This is a genomic window from Pseudomonas abietaniphila (genome assembly GCF_900100795.1).
Taxonomy (GTDB): domain Bacteria; phylum Pseudomonadota; class Gammaproteobacteria; order Pseudomonadales; family Pseudomonadaceae; genus Aquipseudomonas; species Aquipseudomonas abietaniphila.
Map to the genome: position 1 here is coordinate 264913 of NZ_FNCO01000010.1, position 10998 is coordinate 275910.

The 10998-nt window shown below is 54.5% G+C and carries 12 protein-coding genes; 6 read left to right on the forward strand and 6 right to left on the reverse strand.

Annotation, left to right across the window (positions count from 1 at the left end; translation table 11 throughout):
* Positions 1-19 precede the first annotated feature (19 nt).
* A complete protein-coding gene (gene arsQ, locus BLS87_RS20250) occupies positions 20-1225 on the reverse strand; it encodes an arsinothricin export permease ArsQ (RefSeq protein ID WP_074754927.1) in 1206 nt (401 codons plus the stop codon).
* 197 nt (positions 1226-1422) lie between these two features.
* On the opposite strand from arsQ, the gene BLS87_RS20255 reads away from it, so the two are divergent.
* From BLS87_RS20255 to arsH, 5 genes are all read left to right on the forward strand, one after another.
* Positions 1423-1920, forward strand: a complete 498-nt coding sequence (locus tag BLS87_RS20255; protein ID WP_074754929.1) for a MarR family winged helix-turn-helix transcriptional regulator — start codon at positions 1423-1425, stop codon at positions 1918-1920.
* A 257-nt stretch (positions 1921-2177) separates the two neighbouring features.
* On the forward strand, positions 2178-2534 hold the full coding sequence (locus tag BLS87_RS20260; RefSeq protein ID WP_074754931.1) for a metalloregulator ArsR/SmtB family transcription factor: 357 nt from the start codon (positions 2178-2180) through the stop codon (positions 2532-2534).
* Between the two features lie 26 nt (positions 2535-2560).
* On the forward strand, positions 2561-3844 hold the full coding sequence (locus BLS87_RS20265; protein WP_074754933.1) for an arsenic transporter: 1284 nt from the start codon (positions 2561-2563) through the stop codon (positions 3842-3844).
* Between the two features lie 15 nt (positions 3845-3859).
* Positions 3860-4330 (forward strand): arsenate reductase ArsC, encoded by a 471-nt coding sequence (locus BLS87_RS20270; RefSeq protein WP_074754935.1) that lies wholly within the window; start codon positions 3860-3862, stop codon positions 4328-4330.
* Between the two features lie 29 nt (positions 4331-4359).
* Complete coding sequence (arsH, locus tag BLS87_RS20275; protein WP_074754937.1) at positions 4360-5073, forward strand: arsenical resistance protein ArsH; 714 nt, start codon at positions 4360-4362, stop codon at positions 5071-5073.
* A gap of 103 nt (positions 5074-5176) precedes the next feature.
* Here the strand turns inward: arsH and BLS87_RS20280 are convergent, their stop codons facing one another.
* Positions 5177-5815, reverse strand: coding sequence for an antitoxin Xre/MbcA/ParS toxin-binding domain-containing protein (locus BLS87_RS20280; protein ID WP_244165874.1), 639 nt, complete (start codon positions 5813-5815; stop codon positions 5177-5179).
* A gap of 225 nt (positions 5816-6040) precedes the next feature.
* Here BLS87_RS20280 and BLS87_RS20285 point away from each other — a divergent pair, with 225 nt between their 5' ends.
* Positions 6041-6589: a 3'-5' exonuclease gene (locus tag BLS87_RS20285; RefSeq protein WP_074754939.1), complete on the forward strand. Its 549-nt coding sequence runs from the start codon at positions 6041-6043 to the stop codon at positions 6587-6589.
* Between the two features lie 29 nt (positions 6590-6618).
* Here BLS87_RS20285 and BLS87_RS20290 read toward each other — a convergent pair whose 3' ends face one another.
* From BLS87_RS20290 to BLS87_RS20305, 4 genes are all read right to left on the reverse strand, one after another.
* On the reverse strand, positions 6619-7101 hold the full coding sequence (locus BLS87_RS20290) for a Mov34/MPN/PAD-1 family protein (RefSeq protein WP_054068364.1): 483 nt from the start codon (positions 7099-7101) through the stop codon (positions 6619-6621).
* Complete coding sequence (locus BLS87_RS20295; protein WP_074754941.1) at positions 7098-8882, reverse strand: ThiF family adenylyltransferase; 1785 nt, start codon at positions 8880-8882, stop codon at positions 7098-7100. The genes BLS87_RS20290 and BLS87_RS20295 overlap by 4 nt, the downstream gene beginning before the upstream one ends.
* Positions 8866-10116, reverse strand: a complete 1251-nt coding sequence (locus tag BLS87_RS20300) for a nucleotidyltransferase domain-containing protein (RefSeq protein ID WP_074754943.1) — start codon at positions 10114-10116, stop codon at positions 8866-8868. The genes BLS87_RS20295 and BLS87_RS20300 overlap by 17 nt, the downstream gene beginning before the upstream one ends.
* On the reverse strand, positions 10117-10998 hold an 882-nt coding region (locus BLS87_RS20305), incomplete at its 5' end, for an SAVED domain-containing protein (RefSeq protein WP_074754970.1).

Genomic DNA, 10998 nt, shown 5'->3' on the forward strand with positions numbered 1-10998 from the left:
GTTTTGTAGGAATTCGAAGTTAAAGCGAGATCAGCAGAAGGACTGCCAAGCCTATCAATGCTTGTAGAACTGAGCCGGCGGTCACCAGGCGCATGTACCTGCCTGTGCTGTATTCGGGAAAGGCGTCGGTTTTGACCAACCAGTAATAGCTGTCGTTAGGGAGAATGGCGACGAAGGATCCCAGGCATACGGCGAACGTGACGCTCATCAAATCCACTCCGCTCGACGCCAAGATTGGCGAGAGAACAGGTGGGATGGCAGCAAAGGTCGCAAGCGAAGAACCATTCAGTGTTTTAAATACCGCTGCCAGCAGAAACACCCCAACCAAAATATGCGTGGTGCTACCCGACGCGCTGAATGCCTGCTGAATCAGATCCTTGGGAAGCACCATACCAAGGGCTTGGCCCAACGCAGACGCACAACCTATGGTGAACAATAACGAGCTGGTTCTACGCATTGCTTTGGAGAGCAGATCTTGAACCTCGTCAGGTTTGCAGCTAATCGCGATCAATAACGATGTGGCGATCAGCGCACCGGCGGGAGTAGTGAAGAACTCGATTACGGAGTGCTGGTTCTTGGGAATGACGTAGCCGGTGATCAGGAGCACGAAAAATACAGCCAGAGGGAGAATGACTCTGATAACCGAGTCCTGAGGCGCGGCTGAGTCAGTAAAATCGCTTGGGGATGAAAAGTCTGAGCGTGTCGTCCAGTAAGTCCAGATCGTCCCGGCCACCCAGGTAACGACCGTAAGCAGCAGCCCTAAATACAGAAATTTCGGATCATGAGTATTGGCCCCCAACCCGATCCCAATGATAAGTGGGCCTGCGGGCATCAGAAGCTTGAACCCCGAGTAGCATCCGATCGCAATGTACTTTCTGTGCTGTCCTGCGATGGGAGCAAGAGAGGCGTAGGCGGTATCGGGACAGACCATGCCGGCACCGAGCAAAGGTGACAGTGATATACCGAACTTTCCGAAGGAAGCGCTTCCCTGCGTCGAGATCCAGCCAGCAATGAAAAACGCGCTCAGGATGACGATGGCGAAATAGCCGAGGTTGTTTCCGAATCCTTTGCTCAGCGATTGGAAAACGTCACTGCTGCTAGCCCCGGCAAGAATGGGGATCAGGATCGCGCCCAGTAGCATCGCTACAGGTAGAGGAATGGAAACACTGCTCCATAGGTTTCGTAACCGGGAGCCTGTTTTCGTCCTAAGCGTTTCTACCAACATCCCTGTACCTCCAAGCGTTACCGCAGCCGCCTCTAAAAAGCCCGCAAGCCATACCTCCAATTCACAATCGCAAAATACGTTGCGCACCGCAACTAATATCTTGGAACAATTTCGTCGACCCTTATGCCCAAAAAAATGTGTCGCTACGACTGCTAAGGTGGTATTAGCGTTTTCCCCGGAATTGCGAGCCGAGTGCTATGCCAAAGATTGATCAGATCGACCAGGACGCCGAACAGCTCTATGAAGCGCTGAGTCATTTGGTTCGCGTGTACCAGTTTCGTGATAGAGATCGCAGCTGCTGCGAGGGCTTATCCGTCACTCAATGCTACGCACTTGAGCATGTGATTAAGGCAGGGCCGGTTCGCGTTCAATCGTTGGCCAGCGAGCTTTTTCTCGATAAGAGCAACGCCAGTCGGCTGGTCGATTCGCTTGCCAAACAAGGGCTGGTTCGCCGTGTGCCCGACGCAACTGACGGCCGCGCCCTGGCGATCACGGTGACGCCAGAAGGCACGGCCATTTATGAAAGTATTCGGTCGGATCTGGTGGGTGAAGCTCGCAATCTGGCCTTCGATTTGTCGAAAGAAGCACGTGACGGGGCGATCGAAATGCTTCGTCGCTTCGCCAACGCCACCGAACAACGCTGCGGTCTGAAAGACCTTAGCCGTGACGACTTTCTGCCAAGCAAATGCTGCTGAATTGATAGGCTGTAGCTCCTCTCCCTCAAGTTTTCACCGACTCTTGGCCGAAGACGTTTCAGAGCCAACGCACCAATCAGCAGCTCGCACCTGACCTTGGAAAGGATTACGCGGGATCTTCTATGCATATTCGGTTTACCGCATATTCGAATTGTCGTATATTCAATTTTCCGTACACGGAAGAAGCACGCACTTCACGATATCCACGTATGCATCAAATTATTTGTATTGGTGAATACCAAACACCTGGATGCCTCATGAACGAGCCAATCACTCCTACCGTTTTGTTCAAAAGCCTGGCAGATGACACCCGAACCAAAATAACGCTACTCATCGTCCGCGAGGGCGAACTCTGTGTATGCGAACTGACCGCCGCTCTTGAGCAGAGCCAACCAAAAATATCTCGACACCTCGCGCTGCTGAGATCCTCCGGGTTACTGGCGGATCGGCGCCAAGGCCAATGGGTTTACTACCGACTCCATCCCGAACTGCCGACCTGGGTCACCGAAGTGCTTAAAGGTGTCGTCGATGCCAACCAGCAGTGGCTGGACACAGAAACCAAGCGGCTCTGTGAAATGAATGATCGTCCAGTCAATCAGGCCGTGTGCGACTGATCCAACCTTCGAAACGAGTCGCTCGCATGCTAATCGCTTTACTCATTTTCATTGTCACCATCGTTCTGGTTATCTGGCAGCCCAAAGGGCTGGGTGTTGGCTGGAGTGCCTCATTGGGTGCCGCGCTTGCATTGTTGAGCGGCGTGGTCAGCCTCGGCGATATCCCGGTGGTATGGAATATCGTGTGGAACGCCACGGCGACGTTCATCGCCGTGATCATCATCAGTCTGCTGCTCGACGAGGCTGGTTTCTTCGAGTGGGCGGCCTTGCATGTCGCTCGCTGGGGAGGTGGCAGCAGCCGCAAGTTATTTGCCTTCATCATCTTGTTGGGAGCAGCTGTGTCAGCACTGTTCGCCAATGACGGTGCGGCGCTGATCCTTACTCCTATCGTGATCGCCATGTTACTGGCCCTGCGCTTTTCACCCGCAGCGACTCTGGCGTTTGTGATGGCCGCAGGATTTATTGCCGACACCGCGAGTCTGCCGCTGGTGGTCTCCAACCTGGTGAATATCGTCTCGGCCGATTACTTCAACATTGGCTTCAGCGAGTACGCCGCAATCATGGTGCCGGTCAACCTGGTCAGCATTGCTGCAACGCTGGGGATGCTCTTGTGGTTCTTCCGGAAAGACTTGCCCAAGACTTATGACCTGGCACAACTGCATGCCCCTGAAGATGCGATCCGAGATCGTGCAACCTTCGTGGCTGGATGGTGGGTGCTGCTCGCGTTGCTGGTCGGCTTCTTCGTTGTCGAGCCACTGGGTATCCCCATCAGTGCCATCGCCGCCGCCTGCGCATTGGTGCTCTATGTCATCGCAGCCAAAGGTCACGCCATTAACACCAGCAAAGTGCTCAAGGGCGCGCCGTGGCAAGTCGTGATCTTCTCGCTGGGCATGTACCTGGTCGTGTATGGCTTGAAGAACGCCGGACTGACTGATCACATTGCTCAATTGCTCAACGTATTTGCTGGATATGGCATTTGGGGGGCATCGCTGGGTACAGGACTCCTGACCGCCGTGCTGTCTTCGATCATGAACAACATGCCAACAGTGCTCATCGGCGCGCTCTCGATCCATGCAACGGAAGCGACTGGCGTCGTTCATCAAGCCATGGTCTACGCAAATATCATTGGCTGCGACCTTGGCCCGAAAATCACTCCAATCGGCAGCCTAGCCACACTGCTCTGGCTACATGTGCTGGCTAAAAAGAACATCACCATCAGTTGGGGTTACTACTTCAAGACCGGTGTGGTGCTCACGCTTCCAATCCTCATTGCCACCCTGAGCGCCTTGGCTTTGCGCCTCAGCTTTTGATTCCAGGAGACCACGATGAAAGTCCTATTCATGTGCACCCACAACAGCTGCCGGAGCATTTTGTCCGAGGCGGTGTTCAATCACCTTGCCCCTGAAGGGATGGAAGCCGTCAGTTCCGGAAGCTTCCCAAGTGGTCGTGTAAACACGCGAGCGATTGAAACGCTCAAAGCAGCTGGTATCCCTACTGAAGGTCTTAGCAGTAAAGCATCCGATGCCTTTGAAGGGTCGCCACCAGACATCGTGATCACGGTGTGCGATCGGGCTGCCGGCGAAGCCTGTCCGATTTTCTTCGGCCCGGCGCTCAAGGCTCACTGGGGGCTGGCAGATCCCTCCGAAGCTTCGGGATCTGAAGCGCAAATCGAGGCGGCATTCCAGCAAACCCTGAGTAAAATCCAAGAGCGGGTCAACGCGTTCATTTCGTTGCCTATCGCTACGTTGAGCGAGGCAGACCTTAAAAATGAGCTAACCCGCATCGGCACGTTGTAAGCCCAGCGTCGCAGGGGCCAGGAGTTACTATGAAAGACCATTTTCCCAACATCGAAGCAGATCTCATCGACGTCCCAAGCATGGAACGACTCAATCCTCGTGAACCGTCCATGCATAAACCGCGCATCCTTCTGATCTACGGGTCGACCCGTGAGCGTTCGTTCAGCCGGTTGGTTACCCAAGAAGCCGCGCGGTTGCTGGAGCATTTCGGTGCGGAAACGCGAATCTTCAACCCGTCAGGATTACCACTGCCTGATGATGCTCCGGATACCCATCCGAAAGTCGCGGAACTCCGCGAGCTAATGCAATGGTCGGAAGGACAGGTGTGGTGTTCTCCGGAGCGTCATGGATCGATGAGCGCCGTTTTTAAAGCTCAGATTGACTGGGTGCCTTTGGCGATGGGTGCAGTACGTCCAACCCAAGGTAAAACCCTCGCAGTAATGCAGGTTTGCGGCGGCTCTCAGTCTTTCAACGTGGTGAATCAGTTACGGGTACTGGGTCGCTGGATGCGGATGGTGACAATCCCCAATCAGTCCTCAGTGCCCAAAGCGTTTACCGAATTCGACGAGGATGGGCGTATGAAGCCTTCCTCCTACTACGATCGCCTGGTCGACGTGATGGAGGAACTTATGAAGTTCACCTTGCTATTGCGTGACCGTAAAGATTACTTGGTAGACCGTTACTCGGAACGCAAAGAGTCGGTTGAAGAGCTGTCGAAGCGAGTGAATCAGCGCTCTATCTGAAGATAGGTCAGAAAAATATTCACCAATTCCGAGGGCAACTGACTTAACGGAGCAGTCGCCTTAACAATGCCAGCTGTGTTGGTTCTACTCGGGTGCGACTGGATTAAAACGACATGCCCTCAGACACCTGAATCAGCATTTCTTCGACTAGATGTGTGCCAAAGGTTGTAGCGACCATCGACGATGGACTTTCTCCCAAAAAGCGGGCTTTGGGTTTGGATAGCCATTGTTTGGCCTTAACTTTGTCACCGAAGATCACCTCGGCCATGGCGGTAATATGTACAAACCGGAAAAGGCGGTCGCTCTCAGGCAGCGTTAAAAGCTGATTGGCTGACAATCTTGTTTTTAGCGTTTTGGGTTGAATGATTCTGTCGCGCTCTTCGTCGCTTAAGGTTCCATCATCACAAAGCATTTTGATCAGGCTGACCGAGAAGCCAGCTACTATCATGTCGTGAATGTCCAGATCCGAGGCATTGACAGAGATATGAAGAAGCCTCTCCAGACGCATGCGATAAGCATGATAGACATCCTGACGCAGGACGACAGAAACCATGGGCCGCACTGATGTTGCGTTGTGCACGGGCGTTAGCACTAATGTGCCATTCGCTACGGTTAGCTCCAGGTCGTCCCCAACACCTAACCTCATTTGGTCAAGCAACTCTTGAGGCAGATCGATGATGATATCGCCAGTGCCGTCCTCAGTTTTTTGGCACTTGACTATCCAACGCTCGTTTTCACTCATGATCGTCCGGCCCTCATCCGCCATCAGAATGACATACATCATTATGCTTGGGCGCAGAGCTGACCAAAGGAAAATCGGCGATCCGCTGACAGCCAGGCACTGCCGCTGCTCGAACGCCGGATAGCGAGTGAAAGGGCAAAAAATGGGTCAACGGCAATACCTGCCTTTCCACCTTCACATGGCTAAGCCTGAGCGTGATCAGGTAACTACACGAAAGGATATGACATGCACCCTGATGAGCTTTATGTTTCCGTCGATGTCGAGACGTCTGGGCCTATACCAGGCGAATACAGTCTGCTTTCCATTGGCGCTTGTCTTGTAGCCCAACCTGAAACGTTCATCTATCTTGAACTACGACCTGACAGTCCGAAACACGACCCCGAAGCGCTGGCAGTATCGGGGCTGAGTTTGGAGAAGCTGGAGCGCGATGGCCTCGCTCCGCAACAGGCGATGCTGACATTTGATAAGTGGCTGAAGTCGTCCTGCAAAACGGGGCAAAAGGTCATTTTCGTAGGACTCAATGCACCGTTTGACTGGTCATTCGTCAACTACTACTTTCATAAATACTTGGAAACCAACCCCTTTGGGTTTACCGCTATCGACATGAAGGCCTACTTTATGGGCGCTGTAGGTTGCAGCTGGCAGGAAACAAAATCATCCAAAATGACCGCTGCGCTGAAGCCACTCAGCGAGCCGAACCATAACGCATTGGATGATGCCCGCTTTCAGGCAGAGCTCTTCGCCCTGATGCTAGCGGGTAAAGGTAAACGCTGACCTGCCTTCCACCCTCACGGACTTAAAGCTCATCTGACCCAGGTTGCCTCAACATATCTGCCGTCCCTGAACGACCACGCCTTGATACCTTCGGGTTTTTCGGACTTGCCGACAATAACGGCTATCGGGCGCGGCAGATCCTGCGTGTAACGTGCAGCAAATTTGGAGAAGCTGCCGATGTCTGCCGGAGAGATCACCGGAACGGATTGGGGATGCGTATGCCAATACCCCACTAGACGTAACCCTTGTTCGTTGGCAGCCTGGATCTCCTGGCGGCACCGCTCCGCATCCAACTCTAGCCAAGACCAGCCTGACCGATCGGCGCGATGAGGCACCGTGGCCAAGGCCAGCAGCAACCCTTTCGGATCAACCGGGTTGACGAATAACTGTCCCCCTCGCTCCACGCCAAAAAGGCCCTGCCGATGACTAACCAAGATGTCCGCGACAGCTTGGGACACCAATAGCTCGGAATTCACCTCCGGCCATCGCCAGCGCCATGCGATATCCGTCATACCGTTTCGTCCTTATCTTCCGGCCATCCACGCTCGAGTAGGAGTTGCTGCGCCCCCTCTGGCAGTTTGGGCCCTTGGTATTGGCCTCCCAGGCTCAGCACATCTTCAGGTCTGTAAATGCTGCTGATCCAAGATGCAGTGGCGATGTTGCCAGTCAATGCGCGTAGGGCCGTGTGCGACACCATAGAGGCGATATTGGTCATCCCCAGTGAGCCACCTGGGATGAAGCTCTCCCCACAGGCGGGCAGCGGAACAACACCTCCTCCCGGCCATTCTGTGAATCTATGCACGAAATCGCCGACGTCCGTGAATAGATGACGGCCATCAAAGGTGCCGGCTGGTGCAAATAGCGCATGACCTACCTGGGTATGCGGCTCGCTCCAGGCTTGTACAAGCCCCCAAGGAGCGCCGCTGGATTTGACTCGCCATACAGTGACTTCCGACTGCCAGTCTGCTGTCGTGATCACCACCAGATCTGCGTTATCGAACACTTCTGGTTTGCTGCTCATTACCACTTCGGCAAAAGTCGAATATGCGGTGCATTCTGTCGTCGGAAGATCTAACAGAATCTTGTCCCTTAACGATGAAGCTTTCAGTCTCCCTAGACTATCCGCTCCCAGAACGTGCCTTCCCAGATTGGCTGACACCAAAGTGTCAGGATCGATGAGAGTAAGGTGGCCGACACCGGATCGTGCCAACTGTATTGCCACTGCACTGCCTAGCGAGCCAACACCAACGCAAACTACCCGAGCATTTTCAAGGTGCTGCGCAGTGCCGCTTATATCGCGGGACAGAATGGACGCTCGATTAAGCACGTCCAGGGTAGTTGCTCGGACGAGCGCCGGTGGATGTGCATTTGCGATAGCTGGCCGGCGCCGCGCTGTACGCAGGCCAAACTTTGCTCCCCGCTCCTGCTGGACGCCGAGCGAGCGCACATTCAGGCAATATGTTGGAGCATCTGCCCCTCCTGGAAGCTCCAGAACAATCCATCGACTCGCCAACGTTCCATTCTGCTCAAACCATGCCAGCAATTGCTCGGCATCGTCTGGTGTAAGGTGGGGCGTTAGCCACGGCAATAAATCTTCTGGATCCGGGGTGCGGATATCCGGATAAGTCTGAAGCTTGACGTAAAAACCGGGAGTTTCGGCCGCGCGAATGACAGCGGAACGTCCGACAACCCGTCGGTAATGCCCTTTGAGTGCAGCTACGTTCGATGCTAACCAAACCGTTTCCTGACCGGATGGCACAGCCCGGCGCGGATCGCTGAGCGCAAACATCTGCGAGGCAGCCTGAGGTCGATCCAACAGTAAGAGGTTCTGGAATGACTGACCGTGCTGAAAAGACCAGTAGGTAGTGATCTCGTTCTGAAATTCGATATCGCGCGTTGCCTGGCTTGATCCCATCTTGGACAACGAAACGATCTGTGCCAAGCGAGCAAGGCTGTCCTCTACCACAACCTCCGGGGAGCCCATGATGGGGCGTTCCTGAAAGCCATGAAGGCAAAGCCCCGACCTGGTGGCATGCGGCCAAACCAGCCATGGAGAGGGTTCGACGTTCAGCCGCAAAAGCCCACGGGGAAAATTGGAGGGGAAACCAATACGCAGTCGCCGCTCCTGCCCCGTGTAATCGATGGGCAAGGGAAAGTAAAAGGATGCCGCTTCGTCAGCCCGCATGGGTGCGGGCTGGAGCAATGCATCGGCAGCGTCCTGACCTAGGGTATTTCGCAGTGCGGCGATTCCGCGCTGCAGTGGCGTCGTAATAGGATCAGCCAAGGCGTCCAACTGGCTTTACGCTCGACTGAGAGGTTGCGCCACCGCTGGCCCCTCCGAAGAGCGAACCCATCGAAGCAGAGTTTCGAGTAGTGCCTTCCGGTCGGCCGGGCATGGTCCAATTCGCAGGGATCTCATTGTTCACTGCCGTAATGAATGCCGGTGCTATACCGAAATTCTTTTTCACTGCCTCGGCAAAGGAATCATTGGATTCAAAACTTTCCAAACCCAATGATACGGATGCACTGGCGTCCGCATGCCACTTGGCAAATGCTTGGCGATAGCCTTGCCCTTCGCCTGGTCGATTCCACTTTTCTGCAAAGTTTTCGCCGTTATCGGCAGGGTTGCAGACAAAGCAATCGCTACCTCTTTGCGCGATGTGCTGCGGCATTCTGCGAACGATTTCCAAAATTGCATCGAGCGGCGCCAAAGGCTTCGACTGCGATTCCTTCACGACATCCAAGTATGCGTGAGTGGCCAGGGTGGTGATGACCGCCGATATGGGGCGAGTATCAGCGCTCCTTGTGTTGATGGCCCATTCATCGCGATGCCGCTTGAGCAGCTTTATAGTCGCACGCAGGGGATCTTGATCGATGTAATCCTGATAATGCGGCAAAGGATCTTGCGTCGCGGCATCGAGCATCCGCTGGCTCTTGGCAACTACCAAGCTTTCTAGAGAGATTTCCTGGGCAGAAGCAACCTGTAACCAATTCGAGTAAGGGATAGGGCTGCTTGCTTTCCACCCTGTGACCCGATCCGGAACCTCCAGCTTACCCTCGCCGTTGGCTTCGCCATTTCCGTTGATCGCGCGGGCAGGCGTGACGTCGATGTGGAAGCCTGGATTTTCGTCGGCATAAACGATGCGGATGCCCCGACGTAATTGTTTAACTTCTTCCTGAACGCGGGAACCTTCCCTAAAACGCTGCTCAATCGCCTCTAGAACTTCCTTCGCACTAGCGCCTTGAGCGTGAGGGAACCAGATGATCGCGTCCGCATCAATGGTGTCCAGATCCGCAGGCGCGCCGGGGATTGGCTTGATGGTCGTTTTCAGCCGCATCGAGCCTTGAACGAAGATATGGGCCTCAGCGAGTAGCGGGTTGTCGGAAGCCGAGAGGATTTTTTCCAGTTGGGAGTAGCGGTCATTTATTTTTTCGTACTGCGCTTCCGACAGCGAGATTTCCCGCGCGGCGCGAAGCAGAAAATATTCCCAACTGCTGCGCTTGGTCTGTTCGTTGCTCAATAGCATTTACCTAGCCTCCTGGGCCACCGAGCCCAATTGCAGTGTTTGCGTAAACCGATCCTGGTTTTCTTTGTCCCGATCGAAGATCAGGTACGTATGTTGATGCTGCGTTGTGAGCAACGCGCCAAACTCGATGGCCAATGCCGCAGGAATAGCGGCGAAGACGTGGATAGGGTCAGGAGTCAGAGCTTCAAGCTGACTCAGTCGTATTTGAAGTGCGTCGCGAAAGGCATGAATCACTCGACGGTTCTGTACCATCGCATAGCTTGGTTCTGGGATCGACAGCTCTGCAATACGTGCACCCGGCAGAGCGTCGGTCACGTCGCGAACTGGGACTTGCGCAGAAATGGAGAGCACCAGCGCCAGTGGCCCGTCGCCTTCGGGGGGAGGTGTAAACAAAAAAACGGGCGGCTCAGCGGACTGATCGGGCCAGCGCAAACGATGTTCGCGGTGAAAGGAGAAGATCAAGCGCTTGGAACGGTCGCCGATACTCTGGCCCAGCATCATCAAAGCCGGGATGTCGGCCAAGCCGACTACTGCCAGCGCGGGCGAGTCGCCGTAGGTGCCGCCGCGACGCTTGAGTTGCTGTTCCAGCTCATACTGGATGCTGTCTTTGACGTTCTGCCAATAGGTAGTGTCGCGGCCGCGTGGTCCTGGCGCAGGGAAAGTGATTTTGATGCCTTGATCGAAGGCGGTTAATCCCTCGGCGGACATCGCAGTCAACAGATCGCGAACGGGAATATCGTTGATTGTCTGAAAATGCTGACTTTCGACGATGAGAGGAATGGCTCTACCACCATCGGGGGTCGTTGCGGCGAGTCGGATGCGTTCCAGGTACGCTTGGTGTAAACCACTCAAATCATTTTCAGGATACCCATCTGCGTCACG

Excerpts from the sequence above, each read along its gene's own strand:
- BLS87_RS20270 (WP_074754935.1), top strand. The coding sequence starts at position 3,860 with ATGAAAGTCCTATTCATGTGCACCCACAACAGCTGCCGGAGCATTTTG.
- BLS87_RS20255 (WP_074754929.1), top strand. The coding sequence starts at position 1,423 with ATGCCAAAGATTGATCAGATCGACCAGGACGCCGAACAGCTCTATGAA.
- BLS87_RS20265 (WP_074754933.1), top strand. The coding sequence starts at position 2,561 with ATGCTAATCGCTTTACTCATTTTCATTGTCACCATCGTTCTGGTTATC.
- arsH (WP_074754937.1), top strand. The coding sequence starts at position 4,360 with ATGAAAGACCATTTTCCCAACATCGAAGCAGATCTCATCGACGTCCCA.
- BLS87_RS20285 (WP_074754939.1), top strand. The coding sequence starts at position 6,041 with ATGCACCCTGATGAGCTTTATGTTTCCGTCGATGTCGAGACGTCTGGG.
- BLS87_RS20280 (WP_244165874.1), bottom strand. The coding sequence starts at position 5,815 with ATGAGTGAAAACGAGCGTTGGATAGTCAAGTGCCAAAAAACTGAGGAC.
- arsQ (WP_074754927.1), bottom strand. The coding sequence starts at position 1,225 with ATGTTGGTAGAAACGCTTAGGACGAAAACAGGCTCCCGGTTACGAAAC.
- BLS87_RS20290 (WP_054068364.1), bottom strand. The coding sequence starts at position 7,101 with ATGACGGATATCGCATGGCGCTGGCGATGGCCGGAGGTGAATTCCGAG.
- BLS87_RS20260 (WP_074754931.1), top strand. The coding sequence starts at position 2,178 with ATGAACGAGCCAATCACTCCTACCGTTTTGTTCAAAAGCCTGGCAGAT.
- BLS87_RS20300 (WP_074754943.1), bottom strand. The coding sequence starts at position 10,116 with ATGCTATTGAGCAACGAACAGACCAAGCGCAGCAGTTGGGAATATTTT.